General features: G+C 68.3%; 16 protein-coding genes. 8 read left to right on the top strand and 8 right to left on the bottom strand.

Features of this window, described 5'->3' with window-relative positions; all coding sequences use genetic code 11:
* Positions 1-86 precede the first annotated feature (86 nt).
* The 5 genes from MST3598_RS11895 to xseA are packed head-to-tail and all read right to left on the bottom strand — an operon-like array spanning position 87 to position 4,361.
* On the bottom strand, positions 87-1,481 hold the full coding sequence (locus tag MST3598_RS11895; protein WP_021199548.1) for a class II fumarate hydratase: 1,395 nt from the start codon (positions 1,479-1,481) through the stop codon (positions 87-89).
* Complete coding sequence (locus MST3598_RS11890; RefSeq protein WP_029260382.1) at positions 1,478-2,167, bottom strand: carbonic anhydrase; 690 nt, start codon at positions 2,165-2,167, stop codon at positions 1,478-1,480. Before MST3598_RS11890 ends, MST3598_RS11895 begins: the two co-directional genes overlap by 4 nt.
* On the bottom strand, positions 2,164-2,808 hold the full coding sequence (locus MST3598_RS11885) for a DUF4245 family protein (RefSeq protein WP_021199550.1): 645 nt from the start codon (positions 2,806-2,808) through the stop codon (positions 2,164-2,166). Before MST3598_RS11885 ends, MST3598_RS11890 begins: the two co-directional genes overlap by 4 nt.
* Entirely contained in the window at positions 2,805-3,047 is a 243-nt protein-coding gene (locus MST3598_RS11880; RefSeq protein WP_021199551.1) for an exodeoxyribonuclease VII small subunit, read from the bottom strand. Before MST3598_RS11880 ends, MST3598_RS11885 begins: the two co-directional genes overlap by 4 nt.
* Before the next feature lie 36 nt (positions 3,048-3,083).
* Positions 3,084-4,361, bottom strand: coding sequence for an exodeoxyribonuclease VII large subunit (gene xseA / locus MST3598_RS11875; RefSeq protein ID WP_029260381.1), 1,278 nt, complete (start codon positions 4,359-4,361; stop codon positions 3,084-3,086).
* Positions 4,362-4,427: 66 nt separating this feature from the next.
* Here xseA and MST3598_RS11870 point away from each other — a divergent pair, with 66 nt between their 5' ends.
* From MST3598_RS11870 to MST3598_RS11860, 3 genes are all read left to right on the top strand, one after another.
* Positions 4,428-5,507 carry a 4-hydroxy-3-methylbut-2-enyl diphosphate reductase gene (locus MST3598_RS11870; RefSeq protein ID WP_172889151.1) on the top strand — a complete coding sequence of 360 codons (1,080 nt, stop codon included), beginning with the start codon at positions 4,428-4,430 and terminating at the stop codon, positions 5,505-5,507.
* Positions 5,508-5,509: 2 nt separating this feature from the next.
* Complete coding sequence (locus tag MST3598_RS11865) at positions 5,510-6,301, top strand: IclR family transcriptional regulator (RefSeq protein WP_021199554.1); 792 nt, start codon at positions 5,510-5,512, stop codon at positions 6,299-6,301.
* Between the two features lie 247 nt (positions 6,302-6,548).
* The gene (locus MST3598_RS11860) at positions 6,549-7,088 is read left to right on the top strand and encodes a DUF6264 family protein (protein ID WP_029260380.1); all 540 of its coding nucleotides are present in this window, start codon (positions 6,549-6,551) and stop codon (positions 7,086-7,088) included.
* A gap of 93 nt (positions 7,089-7,181) precedes the next feature.
* Here the strand turns inward: MST3598_RS11860 and fbaA are convergent, their stop codons facing one another.
* A complete protein-coding gene (gene fbaA / locus MST3598_RS11855; RefSeq protein ID WP_021199556.1) occupies positions 7,182-8,210 on the bottom strand; it encodes a class II fructose-bisphosphate aldolase in 1,029 nt (342 codons plus the stop codon).
* Between the two features lie 185 nt (positions 8,211-8,395).
* On the opposite strand from fbaA, the gene glpX reads away from it, so the two are divergent.
* Both glpX and MST3598_RS11845 read left to right on the top strand, forming a co-directional pair.
* A complete protein-coding gene (gene glpX / locus MST3598_RS11850; protein ID WP_017828697.1) occupies positions 8,396-9,382 on the top strand; it encodes a class II fructose-bisphosphatase in 987 nt (328 codons plus the stop codon).
* 180 nt (positions 9,383-9,562) lie between these two features.
* Positions 9,563-9,847, top strand: a complete 285-nt coding sequence (locus tag MST3598_RS11845; protein WP_029260379.1) for a hypothetical protein — start codon at positions 9,563-9,565, stop codon at positions 9,845-9,847.
* A gap of 30 nt (positions 9,848-9,877) precedes the next feature.
* Here MST3598_RS11845 and MST3598_RS11840 read toward each other — a convergent pair whose 3' ends face one another.
* Entirely contained in the window at positions 9,878-11,167 is a 1,290-nt protein-coding gene (locus MST3598_RS11840; protein ID WP_029260378.1) for a DNA recombination protein RmuC, read from the bottom strand.
* A gap of 119 nt (positions 11,168-11,286) precedes the next feature.
* The gene (locus MST3598_RS11835) at positions 11,287-11,889 is read right to left on the bottom strand and encodes a 3'-5' exonuclease (protein WP_029260377.1); all 603 of its coding nucleotides are present in this window, start codon (positions 11,887-11,889) and stop codon (positions 11,287-11,289) included.
* Between the two features lie 59 nt (positions 11,890-11,948).
* On the opposite strand from MST3598_RS11835, the gene MST3598_RS11830 reads away from it, so the two are divergent.
* From MST3598_RS11830 to MST3598_RS11820, 3 genes are all read left to right on the top strand, one after another.
* On the top strand, positions 11,949-12,689 hold the full coding sequence (locus MST3598_RS11830; RefSeq protein ID WP_096359590.1) for a class I SAM-dependent methyltransferase: 741 nt from the start codon (positions 11,949-11,951) through the stop codon (positions 12,687-12,689).
* 50 nt (positions 12,690-12,739) lie between these two features.
* Positions 12,740-13,813, top strand: coding sequence for a redox-regulated ATPase YchF (gene ychF, locus MST3598_RS11825; RefSeq protein ID WP_029260375.1), 1,074 nt, complete (start codon positions 12,740-12,742; stop codon positions 13,811-13,813).
* Between the two features lie 202 nt (positions 13,814-14,015).
* The gene (locus MST3598_RS11820; RefSeq protein WP_136025413.1) at positions 14,016-14,438 is read left to right on the top strand and encodes a hypothetical protein; all 423 of its coding nucleotides are present in this window, start codon (positions 14,016-14,018) and stop codon (positions 14,436-14,438) included.
* The last annotated feature ends 61 nt before the right edge of the window (positions 14,439-14,499 follow it).

Here is a 14,499-nt window from a genome sequence, read left to right as displayed (position 1 = left end):
TGCACCGAGAGCGGGGAAGCCGGGCCTGGAAACAGCGGATGCCGCGAGGAAGAGTCCTCGCGGCATCCGCTGTCTCGCGCTTTGGGTCAGCCCGGGTGCGTCATCGACAGCAGGTCGAGTTTCTCGTCGAGCTGCTCCAGGGTGAGGTCGCCGCGCTCCACGTAGCCGAGGTCGATCACGGCGTCGCGCACCGTGATGCCCTTGGCGACCGAGTGCTTGGCGATCTTCGCTGCGGCTTCGTAGCCGATGAGCTTGTTCAGCGGGGTCACGATCGACGGGCTCATGCCCGCGAAGGCAGCGGCGCGCTCGACGTTGGCCTGCAGGCCGTCGATCGTCTTGTCCGCGAGCACGCGCGAGGCGTTCGACAGCAGACGGATCGACTCGAGCACGGCCGTGCCCATGACGGGGATGGCGACGTTGAGCTCGAAGGATCCGGATGCGCCGGCCCAGGCGACGGTCGCGTCGTTGCCGATCACACGCGCGCACACCATCAGCACGGCTTCGGGCACGACCGGGTTGACCTTGCCGGGCATGATCGAGGATCCGGGCTGCAGGTCGGGGATGTGCAGCTCTCCGAGACCCGTGTTGGGGCCGGAGCCCATCCAGCGCAGGTCGTTGTTGATCTTGGTCAGCGAGACTGCGATCGTGCGCAGGGCGCCGGAGGCCTCGACGAGACCGTCGCGGTTGGCCTGCGCCTCGAAGTGGTCCTTGGCCTCGGTGATCGGCAGCTCGGTCTCGGCTGCCAGCAGCGCGATGACCTTCTGCGGGAAGCCGAGCGGGGTGTTGATGCCGGTGCCGACTGCGGTGCCGCCGAGCGGGACCTCGGCGACGCGGGGGAGGGCCGACTGCACGCGCTCGATGCCGAGGCGGATCTGGCGGGCGTAACCGCCGAACTCCTGGCCGAGCGTGACGGGCGTCGCGTCCATGAGGTGCGTGCGACCGGACTTGACCGCGTCCTTCCATAGCTCTGCCTTTGCCTCGAGGGCGACGGCAAGGTGGTCGAGCGCGGGGATGAGAGTGTCGATGAGGGCCTGGGTGACCGCGATGTGCACCGAGGTCGGGAACACGTCGTTGGACGACTGCGAGGCGTTCACGTGGTCGTTGGGGTGAACCGTCGCGCCGAGGATGCGTGTCGCGAGCGTGGCCAGCACCTCGTTCATGTTCATGTTCGACGAGGTACCGGATCCGGTCTGGTACGTGTCGACCGGGAACTCTCCGTCATGGGCGCCGGACGCCACCTGATCGGCGGCCTGGGCGATGGCGTCGGCGATGGCGCCGTCGAGGGTGCCGAGCTCCTTGTTGGCGAGCGCCGCGGCCTTCTTGATGCGGGCGAGGGCGGCGATCTGCGTCGACTCCAGTCCCTTGCCCGAGATCGGGAAGTTCTCCACGGCGCGCTGGGTCTGCGCTCCGTAGAGCGCGTTCACGGGCACCCGCACCTCACCCATGGTGTCGTGCTCGATGCGGTAGTCCTGCTCGGTCATTCCGAACCCTCCTCGGTTGCGGGGTCAGTTCCCTCGGTGGTGACGCCGTCGGCGTCGATTCCGACCGTGATCACGGGCACCGCGGTGCCCTCGGCCAGACGGTAGTTGGCGCCGACGATGCCCAGGTGGCCCGCGGAGACGGCGTCGCTGATGATCTCGGACGACTGCAGCAGGTCGCTCACCGTGTTGCGCAGGTGTTCGATGCCGACGAGCTCCGAGTCGATCTCGGCGACGGTGGTTCCGCCGTTCTCGGCCAGCACCTTCCGCGCCGCGGGGACGATCGGGGCGATCAGCTTCCAGATGTGCGGTGGCAGGGGAGCGGCGTCGATCGCGGTGCCGTCGATCGCTGCGCGCACGGCGCCGCAGGAGTCGTGGGCGAGAACGACGATCAGGGGCACTTCGAGCACCGCGACGGCGTATTCGAGGCTCGCGACGATCGACTCGCCGATCACCTGTCCGGCGTTGCGCACCACGAACAGGTCGCCGAGACCGAGGTCGAAGATGATCTCGGCGGCGAGACGCGAGTCCGAGCAGCCGAAGAGCGTCGCGACCGGGTGCTGGGCCGCTGTCAGATCCTTGCGGCGGGCGACGTCCTGGTTCGGGTGCCGAGGCTCGTCCTGCACGAAACGGCGGTTGCCGTCCTGCATCTGCTTCCAGGCGGCGGTGGGGGTCAGCGGGTGCGTCATGAAGCCTCCGAGATGGTGCGGATCTGCGGAATGAGCGACTCGGCGAGCTCAGCGGTCGAATCCGCCGACCGCGATCCGTAGAGCAGGATGTAGTCGTCGCCGGCCTGGGTGCCGATGGCGTAGGTGACGTTCGCGTTGGATTCGGCGCTGCCCGGCTTGTAGACGTCCCAGTCGAGTCCGCCGATGCGCACCGTGTCGGTGGGGGCGATGCCGTTCAGGCGCTGCGGTGCCCAGGAGGAATCGGCGTCGAACGCCTGCGCGACCTTGATGAAACCACGTTCCTTGTCGGACTTGGGAGCGAGGGTGACCTCCCACACCACGGTGGCTCCACCCTGCATCTCTGCACCGTTCGCACGCCAGAAGTCGCCGAGCTCGGGGATGAGGACAGGGCGGTCCATCGAGGACTCCACACCTTCGGCGACCGCGGCGACGTCGAGGGGCTTCTGCTCGACGGGGGCGCCGCGAGGCACGGCGAAGATGATGACGGCGACCACGGCGAGAGTGACCAGCAGCGCGGCGACGAGGTTGCGCACCGTCTGGCTCGATCGGTAGGCCTTGCTGGATGCGGCCTTGCGTGCGGCGGTCTCGTCCGGAGTCTCGGGGCGGCCGAGTTCGGCGATGATCGGGGGCTGCTTGCTCATGAATCTCCCGCCGGGGTCTCGGCGTCCGAAGCCGCGGCGCGGGCGGCATCCAGGCGGCGCTTGGCCCCCAGCAGCCACTCCTCGCAGCGGGCGGCGAGAGCCTCACCGCGTTCCCAGAGGGCGAGGGAGTGCTCGAGCGTCGGGGAACCCTGCTCGAGTTCGGCCACGACCTTGACCAGCTCGTCACGGGCCGCCTCGAACGACAGCGTGTCCACAGGGGTGTCGTTCAGGGCGCTCACTCCTCCATCTTACGTCGTGTGCCGCGGGTGCTCGGCTCAGGCGTCTTCCGCGATCTCACCCTCCGAGCGGGCGCTCAACGAGCCCCGATCGAGGGTGATCGTGAGCGCGCTCCCGGCCGGCGCGTCGGCGGCGTCACGCAGGATCACGCCGCCGTCGAGATGGGCGATGGCATAGCCCCGGGCCAGCGTCGCCGCGGGGGAGAGCGCGCGCAGCGACGCGCGGAGCTCGCCGGTGCGGCGGCCGGCGTCGTCGAGCTGTCGGTTCACGGCGTCTCGTCCACGTCCGAGCAGCAGCCAGATCTCCTGGGCGCGGGCGTCGATGATCGGCGCGGGCGAGCGCAGCACGGGGCGCGAGCGCAATTGCTCCAGCTGCGAGATGTCGTGGGTGAGTCGCTGCGTCAGCCGCGTGGTGGCGCGGGAACGCAGCTGGGCGATGAGCGCACGCTGTTCGCCGACGTCGGGCACGACGCGTTTCGCGGCGTCGGTCGGGGTCGAGGCGCGCAGATCGGCCACGTCGTCGAGCAGCGGGTGGTCGTTCTCGTGCCCGATCGCACTCACCACCGGGGTGGAGACCGCGGCGACCGCTCGCACCAGCTTCTCGTCGCTGAAGCCGAGCAGCGTCTGCGGGTCGCCGCCGCCGCGGGCGATGATGATCACGTCGACCTCGGGGTCGGCGTCGAGTCGAGCGAGGGCCGCGAGCGTGTCGGGAACGCAGCGGTCGCCCTGCACAGCGGCGTACTCGGTGCGGAAGCGCACCTGCGGCCAGCGCAGTTCGGCATTGCGGTGGACATCCTTCTCGGCGTCGGACCGCTCACCGGTGATCAGACCGATCACGTGCGGGAGGAACGGCAGGCGCCTCTTCCTGGCCGGGTCGAACAGACCCTCCTGCCGCAGCTGCACGCGGAGCTTCTCGAGCCGCTCGAGCTGGTCGCCGAGCCCGACGTGCTTCATCGCGGAGACCGCGAAGCTGAAGTCGCCGGCCTTGACGAAGTAGTCGGCCTTCACTGCGGCGACGACGTGATCACCGACGCCGATGTCGGACGGGATGCGTCCGCGCACGCTCGACCACACCCGGATGGAGATCTGCGCATCGGAGCGGGTGTCCTTCAGTCGCGCGAACACGTTGCCGGCGCGGACGTTCCAGGAGGTGATCTCGCCCTCGACCCAGACGGTGTTCCACCGGGCGATGAAGTCGCGGATGGTCGCATTCAGACGCGTGACCGAGGTGGGGGCTTCAGCGGTCGAGTCGCGGGGTGCGACGGAATCGGCCGGAGGGGTCTCGCCCTGGCCCGTCGTCGCTTCGAAGACTGTCATCCGCTCCCGTTCCGTGCCCCTGAACCTCCCCGGCCGCGCACAGCTGTGCGACGGTAGAATTCAAGGGTGACTTCGACTGCCGTTCATCTCCCCGTGCCCCGCCTTCCACGAGTGCGTGCGGCGGCCGGGCGGCTTCAGGATAACCCGGTGGCCGGACACAAGCGCGTTCTGCTCGCCGCACCGCGCGGCTATTGCGCCGGCGTCGACCGCGCTGTGGTCGCCGTCGAGAAGGCCCTCGAGCGCTATGGCGCTCCGGTCTACGTGCGCAAGCAGATCGTGCACAACATCCATGTCGTGACGGAGCTCGAGGAGAAGGGCGCGATCTTCGTCGAAGAGGTCGACGAGGTCCCCGAGGGCGCTCACGTGGTCTTCAGCGCTCACGGCGTCTCGCCGGCGGTCGTGAACGCGGCCGCCGATCGCGGACTCCACGCGATCGACGCGACATGCCCGCTTGTCACGAAGGTGCATCGCGAGGCCGTGCGTTTCGCCCGGGACGACTTCGAGATCCTGCTCATCGGCCACGACGGCCACGAAGAGGTCGAGGGAACGGCCGGTGAGGCTCCCGAGCATGTGACGGTCGTGAACTCTCCGGAAGAGGCCGACACGGTCGTCGTGAAGGATCCGAACAAGGTCGTCTGGCTCTCGCAGACCACGCTCTCGGTCGACGAGACGATGGAGACCGTCAACCGTCTGCGCACTCGTTTCCCCGAGTTGCAGAACCCGCCGTCCGACGACATCTGCTACGCCACGCAGAACCGCCAGGTGGCGATCAAGAAGGTCGCCGCCGGTGCGGATCTCGTGATCGTCGTGGGCTCGTCGAACTCGTCCAACAGTGTGCGCCTCGTCGAGGTCGCGCTCGAGTACGGGGCGAAGGCCGCTTATCGCGTCGACTACGCCGAGGAGATCCAGCAGGAGTGGCTCGACGGCGTCGAGACCGTCGGCGTGACCAGCGGCGCCTCGGTGCCCGAGGTCCTGGTGCGCGAGGTGCTCGACGCGATCGGCGACGCCGGTTACCGCGACGTCGAAGAGGTGAAGACGGCAGAGGAGGACCTCATGTTCTCCTTGCCCAAGGAACTGCGTCAGGACGCTGCGGGACAGCGCGACGCGCGGGCACTCGGCGGTCGTGCATCAGGAGGAGGCGCGTAGCGGTGAACGCCGCGGAGGCGGAGCCCACCCTCATCGGGTCGGTGCAACGCGCTCTGCGGCTGGTCGACATCGTCGCCAACTCTCCTCGTCCTCTTCCGCCCAAGATGCTCGCGGCGATCACCGGTCTGACCCCGGGCACCACCTACAACCTGGTGCGCACGCTCGTGCACGAGGGTTATCTCGCGTCGGAACCCGACGGGGTCGTGCTCGGCACCCGGTTTCCGTCCTTCCAGGAGCAGATCAGCTCGCGGGGCGTGTTCCTCGCCCGCGTGCGCGCGGCGCTCCGCGAGGTGACGGAAGACGTGGGTGCCACGGCCTATCTCTCACGCTTCGACGACGGGGAGATGCACCTGGTCGATATCGTCGACGCGGTCCGCAACCCCCGTATCGAACTATGGGTGGGGCTGCAGTCGAGCGCCCACGCGACGGCGTTGGGGAAGCAGATCCTCGCAGCCCTGCCGGAGGCCGATCGCCTGGACTACCTCTCGAGGCACCGTCTGCCGGAGCTCACCCCGCGGACGATCACCGACCGCAGGGCGCTGCTCACTCAGCTGGACCGCTCGCCGGGCTGGGCGATCGATCGGGAGGAATACGCCATCGGCGCCACCTGCGTCGCCGTGCCGGTCATCGCGCCGGGGATCACCGCGTCCCTGGCGATATCACTGCCGGCGGATCGGGCCGTCGTGGATCGCACGCTCGTCTCGGCGCTGCAGCAGACCGCGCGAAAGCTCTCGCTGCAGTTGGGGGCGGATGCGCTGGACGAGGGGAGCTCCGGAGCGGAGTTCACTATCTGAAGTACGACCCCTGGTATTGCGGCATGCGTTTTCCTACTATGGGGAGAGTAGCGGCATACATGAACGCTACTGATCGCCTTCAGCGTCCCCAGCGCTGGCGATCAATCTGGATGAGGAGCGTCCCCAGTGCTCCACGTCCGCGGCCCCGAGAAGTCCCCACTTCTCCGGGGCCGCTATCGTTTCCGGCGCGCGGTCCCGCGGCGATCGGCTGTGAACCGGCCAGAGGTGGGGCCGTTAGCATGGCGAGATGAGTGAAGAACGGCCCCGGTACGGCGAAATCGCGACTCCCGAGGAGCAGCGACGAGCGGCCGGTCTGCCGCCGCTCGAAGACGTGGTGATCGCACCGCCCACGACGCCCCTGGCGCCTGCTCCACAGGCAGGTCCTTCGACGAGTGATCCCGCGACGAAGCGATCGCACCCTCTCGATCGTTTCGCGACGATCGCGATGCTCGCCTACGGGCTGATCAACATCGTCGTCACCGGTCTGTCCTACCTCGACCTGCCCACGGTCATGAACCAGACGATGAAGGTCCTCGGCATCGAAGGGGAGTTCACGAACTTCGCGCAGGGGAAGACCTGGGGGACGATCGCCGCGATCGTGCTCGCGGTCGGATGGTCTGTCACCGCCGCGCTCTCGATCCGTCGCCTGCGTCGAGGACGGATCACCTGGTGGCTCCCGATCGTCGGCGCGATCATCACGATGGGCGTGGTGTCGATCTGCATCGCGGTGCCGATGATGAGCGATCCGGCGTTCGTCGCCCACCTCGAGCAGATGACGGCTCCCTGACCTCATCCCGTCGGCGTCGACGCACGACGCCCTTCGGCTACGAAGAAGGGGCCCGGCAGGAATGCCGGGCCCCTTCTGTCGTCTCGCGACCGATCAGCTCTGGGACTGGCCGTACGAGCCGAGCTGACGGGTCGACTCGACCACGCGGGCAGCCATCGCCGACTCGGCGATCTTTCCCCAGGCGCGCGGGTCGTACTGCTTCTTGTTCCCGACCTCGCCGTCGACCTTGAGGACGCCGTCGTAGTTCTTGAACATGTAGTCGGCGATCGCACGCGTGTAGGCGTACTGCGTGTCGGTGTCGATGTTCATCTTGATCACGCCGTTGGCGACCGCGAGGGCGATCTCCTCATCGGTGGAACCCGATCCGCCGTGGAACACCAGGTCGAGCGGCTTGGCGCCGGTGTTGTACTTGGCGGCGACCTCGGCCTGGATCTCGCCGAGGAGCTCCGGGCGCAGCTTCACTCCACCGGGCTTGTACACGCCGTGCACGTTGCCGAAGGTGAGGGCGGCGATGTAGCGGCCCTGCTCGCCGAGGCCCAGTGCCTGGACGGCCTGGTCGACATCGGCGAAGGTCGTGTAGAGGGCTTCGTTCGAGCCTTCGTGCTGCACGCCGTCCTCTTCGCCGCCGACGACGCCGATCTCGACCTCGAGGATGGCGTTGATGTTCTTCATGCGGGGGAGCAGGTCCTTCGCGATCTCGATGTTCTCCGCGAGGGGAACTGCCGAGCCGTCCCACATGTGGGACTGGAAGATCGGGTTGCGACCGGCCTTGACCTCTTCTTCGGACGCGGCGATGAGCGGCTCGACGAAGCCCGCGAGCGCATCCTTCGGGCAGTGATCCGTGTGCAGTGCGACGGTGATCGGGTAGTTCTTCGCGACCTCGGTGGCGAAGCGGGCGAACGCGAGGGCGCCCGTGGCGCGGGCCTTCACCGTGTGGCCGGCGAAGTAGTCGGCTCCACCCGTGGTGACCTGGATGATGCCGTCGGAGCCGGCTTCGGTCAGCCCCTGGAGGACGGAGTTGATCGTCTGCGAGCTGGAGACGTTGAATGCGGGGTACGCGAAGCCGCCGGCCTTCGCGCGGTCGAGCATTTCGGCGTACTGATCCGGGGTGGCGACGGGCATGAGAACTCCTGCGATAGGGGAAGCCGGGACAGCTGCCACTCTATCGGGGCGTGTGGGCCTCTACCGCAGTCATGACCTCCAGTGCGCGAGACCGCTTCTGCTTCCTTGTTAAGAATCGCGAATCCTTCGCGGGATACGGGCCGAAAGGGGCCGGATTCGGACCCGTCGGTGGCTAGGCTGACCGCATGGTGAGTCTGACAGCGGATCTGAGCCCTCTTCGTCCCGACCGTAACCTCGCGATGGAGCTGGTGCGTGCGACGGAGGCCGCGGCGATCCGCGCGGTGCCGTTCATCGGCCGCGGTGCCAAGGAGGCGGCGGACGGTGCGGCTGTCGATGCCATGCGCGCCTTCCTCGGCACGGTCGACTTCCAGGGCCGCGTCGTCATCGGCGAGGGGGAGAAGGACAACGCCCCGATGCTCTTCAACGGCGAGGTGGTGGGCACGGGCCGCGGACCTCTGTGCGACATCGCGGTCGACCCCATCGACGGAACCTCTCTCACGGCCGCTGGTCGGCAGAACGCCCTCTCCGTGATCGCCGTCTCGGATCGTGGCACGATGCTCGACGCCTCGACCGTCTTCTACATGGACAAGCTCGTCACGGGCCCGGCAGGTGTCGGGGTCGTCGATATCCGTCTGCCGATCGGTGAGAACATCCGCAAGCTCGCGGGTGCGCTCGACAAGCCGGTCGACGAGATCGTCGTCTCGGTGCTGAACCGCCCGCGTCACGAGCAGCTGATCCAGGAGATCCGCGACGCCGGCGCCGGCACCCGTCTGATGAGCGACGGTGATGTCGCCGGTGGCATCAACGCCGCCCGTCACGATGCGCGCACCGACATGTGCGTCGGGGTCGGCGGCAGTCCGGAGGGCATCGTCACGGCGTGTGCGATCAAGGCTCTCGGCGGGCACATCCAGGGTCGCCTCTGGCCCCGCGACGATGACGAGCGTCAGCGCGGCATCGACGCCGGACTCGACATGGACAAGGTCTACGAGGCGGACGACCTGGTGCAGGGGAACAACACGATCTTCGTCGCGACCGGTGTCACCGACGGGCAGCTCGTCGCCGGCGTCCGTCGCGAGCGCGGCTACGTCTACACCGAGAGCGTCGTGCTCCGCGGGGCATCCGGAACCCTTCGGCGCATCGCATCGGAGCACCTCGTCTCGAAGTGGCTCTGATCGTTCGGGAGCCTACCGTCCCGTGATCGTCGGCCGGGGAGCCGGCGGCATCGTTATCGAGCCGGTATCGCCCGGCAGGGGCGCGATCCACGGTTCTCCGGGGCGCCGTGTCACAATTGTCACTGGGTTTGTCGCCGTCGACGGAGCCGCCAGGCACCGCAGGCACAGGAGGGCGAACAGATGACAACGCAGCACACGAGCGGCTCGAAGGCCGCCCCGACGAAGATCATCACGACCAACACGGGTCGCATCCTGCGGGTGAGCGCCGATGCGGAATCCGTTCCGGCACCGCCCGTCGCCACACCGGCCGCTTCGGTGGTCGATCCGGCTCGCCGGGCCGACGTGCTCTTCCGTGTGCGTCGAGACGAGGGACACGAGATCAGCGCCTGGTGGATGATCGGCGCGTTCCTCGCGACCAGCGGTCTCGTCATCCTGCTGCTCAGCGGCGTTCCCGGCATCGCCTGAGGGCCGTCCCCGGTCGCTGATCCGCCCGCGTCATCCCTCGTCGAGTCGATGCCTCACGTCGCCGACGTCCGCACGGACCGTCTCGCCACGCGTGGCCTCGAGAGCATCGATCCCGCCGGTCTGGGACGCACCTGAGGCGGTGTCATCCGTCGTGATGAGCTCAGGGGCTGTGAATCTTCTCGCTGCGCCCACCGTGGTGGCAGATGCGGTCGCGAGCGCAGAGGCATCGACGCCTGGGAACTGGCGGGCGGTGACGAGCACGCGCGTCTCGAGTGAGCCGGCGAATCGGTTGTAGCTGTCGACGGTGCGCTCCAGCGCCCGACGCAGGTCGTCGGCATGCCCGGCGAGCGTACCCAGCCGGTCGTACAGCTGTGTGCCGAGGGCGAGCAGCGTGCGCGCCTCGGTCGACACCTCCTGCTGCGTCCAGGTGAAGGCGACGGTCTTCAGCACCGCCCAGAGGTTGACGGGGGAGGCGAGCGCCACCCGGCGGCTGAACGCATAGTCGAGCAGGGTCGGGTCCTCATCGATGGCGGCGGCCAGCAGGGACTCGCTCGGCAGGAAGCAGATCACGAACTCGGGACTGGCATCGAGTCCCGCCCAGTAGGCCTTCTTCGCCAGGGCGTCGATGTGCGCACGGACCGCCTTGACGTGCTTCTGCATCAGCGTGCGGCGTTGCGGCTCTCGCGCGTCGCCCCCGGGGAGAGCGGAGGCCTCGAGGTAGGCGTCGAGAGGGACCTTGGCGTCGACCGCGATCGAGCTGCCGCCGGCGAGGCGGATGACCATGTCGGGTCGCCCCTGACCGCGGTCGGAGGAGATCGTCGCCTGCAGGTCGAAGTCGATGTGACGAGTGAGCCCGGCAGCCTCCACCACGCGGCGCAGCTGGGTCTCTCCCCAGACACCGCGCGTGGCGGTGGAACGCAGAGCGCCGGCCAGCGATTCCGTCGTCGCCCGCAGCGCCTCGTCGGACTCCTGGGCACGACGCAGCTGCTCTTCGAGAGTGCCGAACTGGGCGTGCCTCTCCCGCTCGATGGCCGTGACCTTGGTCTGCATCTGCTGCAGACTCTCGCGGACCGGAGCCAGGGCCGTCAGCACGGCGTTCTGCTGCTGCACCCGCTGCGCTTCCGCACGCTGCTCGTTCCGCGCATGCTCGACGGCGTCGCGGTACAGGTCGTACTGCCGGTCGCGATCGTCACGCGCGGCCGCCAGCTCGGCCTGGGCACGCGCGAGGTCGGCTGCCCCGCGACCGGCACGGAGGAACCAGCCCACGGCGACACCCGCCGCGAGGGCGACGAGGAGGAGAACGACAGCCAGAGCATCCATGTGTTCATGATGCGGCCGGCATCCGACATTCCCGGGTCGCCGCGCACGGATGCCGTGTGACGCGCCGGCCGCGGTGCGGCGGTGCGGCGGTTCAGGCTCTGCGGTTCAGGCCCGGCGGTTTAGGCGACGGCGCGCTCCAGAACGGGCGCGACAGGTGCGACGGGGGCGGTCACGCGCAGGCTCAGGGCATCGGCGAGTGCGTACACGTCGGCCGCGCCGGCCCTCGCGGCCGCATCGATGACGATCTGCGCGCAGGCGCGGGCATCGGCGAGGGCGTCGTGGTGCGCGAACTCCTCGAATCCGGCAGCGGCGGCGGCGATCGGCAGGCGATACGAATCGAGTGTGTACGTCTTGCGGGCGACCTGCAGGCTGCACAGCGAGCGGTAGGGCGGGCAGAGCTGCCCGGTCGCCTCGGAGGCGCGACGCAGGACGTTGAGGTCGAAGCCCGCATTGTGCGCCACGAGCACGTCGGCCCCGGCGAACGCGCACAGGCGATCGAATTGATCGACCCACGTGGCGGCCGACAGCACGTCCTCGGGCTGGATGCCGTGGATGCGGACGTTCCACTCCTGGAACTCGTCGTGCCCTGGCGGTGGCTGGATCAGCCATCCCGTGGTCGCGACGACTTCACCGCCGCGCACGCGGACGAGACCGACGGAGCAGGCAGAGGCCGGACTGGAGTTCGCGGTTTCGAAGTCGATCGCAGTGAAATCCAGTGGCACATCCCCACTTTCCCCCGGCGGCTCGCAGAGGGGTCGGAGACTCGCCGTATGCTGGCGACATGGCTGAGGACATGGCGACGTCGTTCGGAGCGCAGGCCGGGGATTACGAGGCCGGACGGCCCGACTATCCGTTCGAGGCGGTGGCGTGGATGCTCGAGCGGATGCCCGCGGATTCCCGTCGCGTCGCCGATGTCGGCGCGGGAACGGGCAAGCTCACGCGCGTCCTCTCGCAGGCTCCAGACGCCGAGGTCGTCGCGGTCGACCCCGACCCGGAGATGCTCGCCACGCTCCGCGCTGCGGTTCCGGGGGTGCCCACCTTCGTCGGGTCCGCGGAGCAGCTGCCGCTTCCGGACGCGAGCGTCGACGCCGTCGTGCTGGGGCAAGCCTGGCACTGGGTGGATCCGGTCGCCGGCTCCGCGGAGATCGGGCGCACCGTACGCAGCGGGGGAGTGCTCGGCCTCATCTGGAACATCCGCGACGATCGTGTCGAGTGGGTCCGCAGGCTCACCGAGATCATGCACGGCAGTCACGCCGAGATCATGCTCGCCGAGGGAGATCCGGTCGTCGCCGCGCCGTTCGGGCCGCTCGAGCAGGAACGCTGGGAATGGGTCCGCCCCGTCACCCGCGACGTGCTGCACCGGATGGCGGCATCGCGGAGCTACATCATCACCGCCCCTGACGAGGAGAAGGAGCGCATCCGCCGGGAGCTCGACGCCCTCTTCGATGAGCTCGACCTGCATGGCGATGCGACCATCGACCTTCCGTACGTGACCCGTGCGTACCGCGCCGTCCGCGACTGACGCACAGCCCCGCAGGATCGCCGGGCACCGGCCAGGTAGACTCGTGCCCCGTGGCTCTCACTATCGGCATCGTCGGCCTGCCCAACGTCGGCAAGTCCACCCTCTTCAACGCACTCACCAAGAACGACGTGCTCGCGGCGAACTATCCGTTCGCGACGATCGAGCCCAACGTCGGCGTGGTGAACCTGCCCGATCCGCGTCTGGAGAAGCTCGCGGAGATCTTCGGCAGCGAGCGGATCCTCCCCGCCGCCGTGTCGTTCGTCGACATCGCCGGCATCGTGCGCGGTGCGAGCGAGGGGGAGGGCCTGGGCAACAAGTTCCTGGCCAACATCCGTGAGGCCGACGCCATCGCGCAGGTCGTTCGCGGCTTCGCCGACGACGACGTCGTGCACGTCGACGGCACGGTCAACCCGGCATCCGACATGGAGACGATCAACGCCGAGCTCATGCTCGCCGACCTGGAGACCGTCGACAAGGCGATCGCCCGGTACGAGAAGGAAGTCCGCGGCAAGAAGATCGAGCCTGTCGTGCTCGAGACTGCGAATGCGGCGAAGGATGCGCTGGAGCGCGGCGTGCTGCTCTCGGTCGCCGGCATCGACCTGACGCCCATCCGCGAGCTGGGTCTGCTCACCGCGAAGCCCGTCATCTTCGTCTTCAACGTCGACGAGGCCGTGCTGACCGACGACGCGCGCAAGGCGGAGCTCGCCGCCCTCGTCGCCCCGGCGAAGGCCATCTTCCTCGACGCGAAGATCGAATCGGAACTGATCGACCTCGACCCGGAGGATGCGGCGGAACTGCTGGCTTCGACCGGCCAGGACGAGTCCGGCCTCGACCAGCTCGCCCGCATCGGGTTCGACACGCTCGGCCTGCAGACGTACCTCACGGCTGGGCCGAAGGAAGCTCGCGCCTGGACGATCCCCAAGGGGGCGAAGGCGCCTCAGGCGGCCGGTGTCATCCACACCGACTTCGAGAAGGGCTTCATCAAGGCCGAGATCGTCTCGTTCGAAGACCTGGTCGAGACCGGATCCGTCGTCGAGGCCCGCGCCAAGGGCAAGGCCCGCCTCGAAGGCAAGGACTACGTCATGCAGGATGGCGACGTGGTGGAGTTCCGCTTCAACAACTGAGCGAGACAACCTGAGAGGCGACGACGTCGTGGCGCTCTGCCTCAACAACCGAGGGCTGCGGTGATCCGCTCATGGGATCCCACGACGTTGTCGAGCTTTGCATCGGGAACGCCGCTGGTGGGCGGATGTCGGGCACTGATTCCGACCACAGCTGGGGGTAGCGGTGCGCGTGAGGCATAGACCGCGCTCTTGGGTTGGCCGCGTGGGGACATTCTCCATGAACACGGCGAGAGTGCTGTTCTTTCTCCTGATGGGCACCGTGGCGATCGTCGGCTTGTCCCTCGGGGTCGCCCTCTTGAACGCGGACGAGACCCGGTACTGGGGCACGTTCACTGAGGAATCCTGTACCGAGAAGACGCGTTTCGGTTGCAGAAGCGTCGGCACCTGGGTGAGTCACGACGGCACGGTCCAACTCGATGACGTCTACCTCGACGGTGCTCCGGACTCAGACGGGACGGCGGAGGCGCAGTATCATCCCTCGGGGATCGGCAACAGCGACGACGACAAGATCGTTCACACCTCCTTCGGAGTCGCTATCGAGCCGTTCGTCCCCGTCGGAATGATCGCGTTGGCGGGAGGCCTGTCCTATGTACAGTGGCGGAAATGGCGAGGGAGTTGGAAGTGAACACCTCTCCCGTTCCGTGGCGATGAGGAGCCGACGGCGCCGCGGCTGACAGGGTAGCTGG

This window comes from Microbacterium sp. TPU 3598, from assembly GCF_002356155.1.
GTDB lineage: Bacteria > Actinomycetota > Actinomycetes > Actinomycetales > Microbacteriaceae > Microbacterium > Microbacterium maritypicum_A.
Note: the sequence above shows the minus strand (reverse complement) of the source record. Positions and strands in the feature narration are given on the sequence as shown.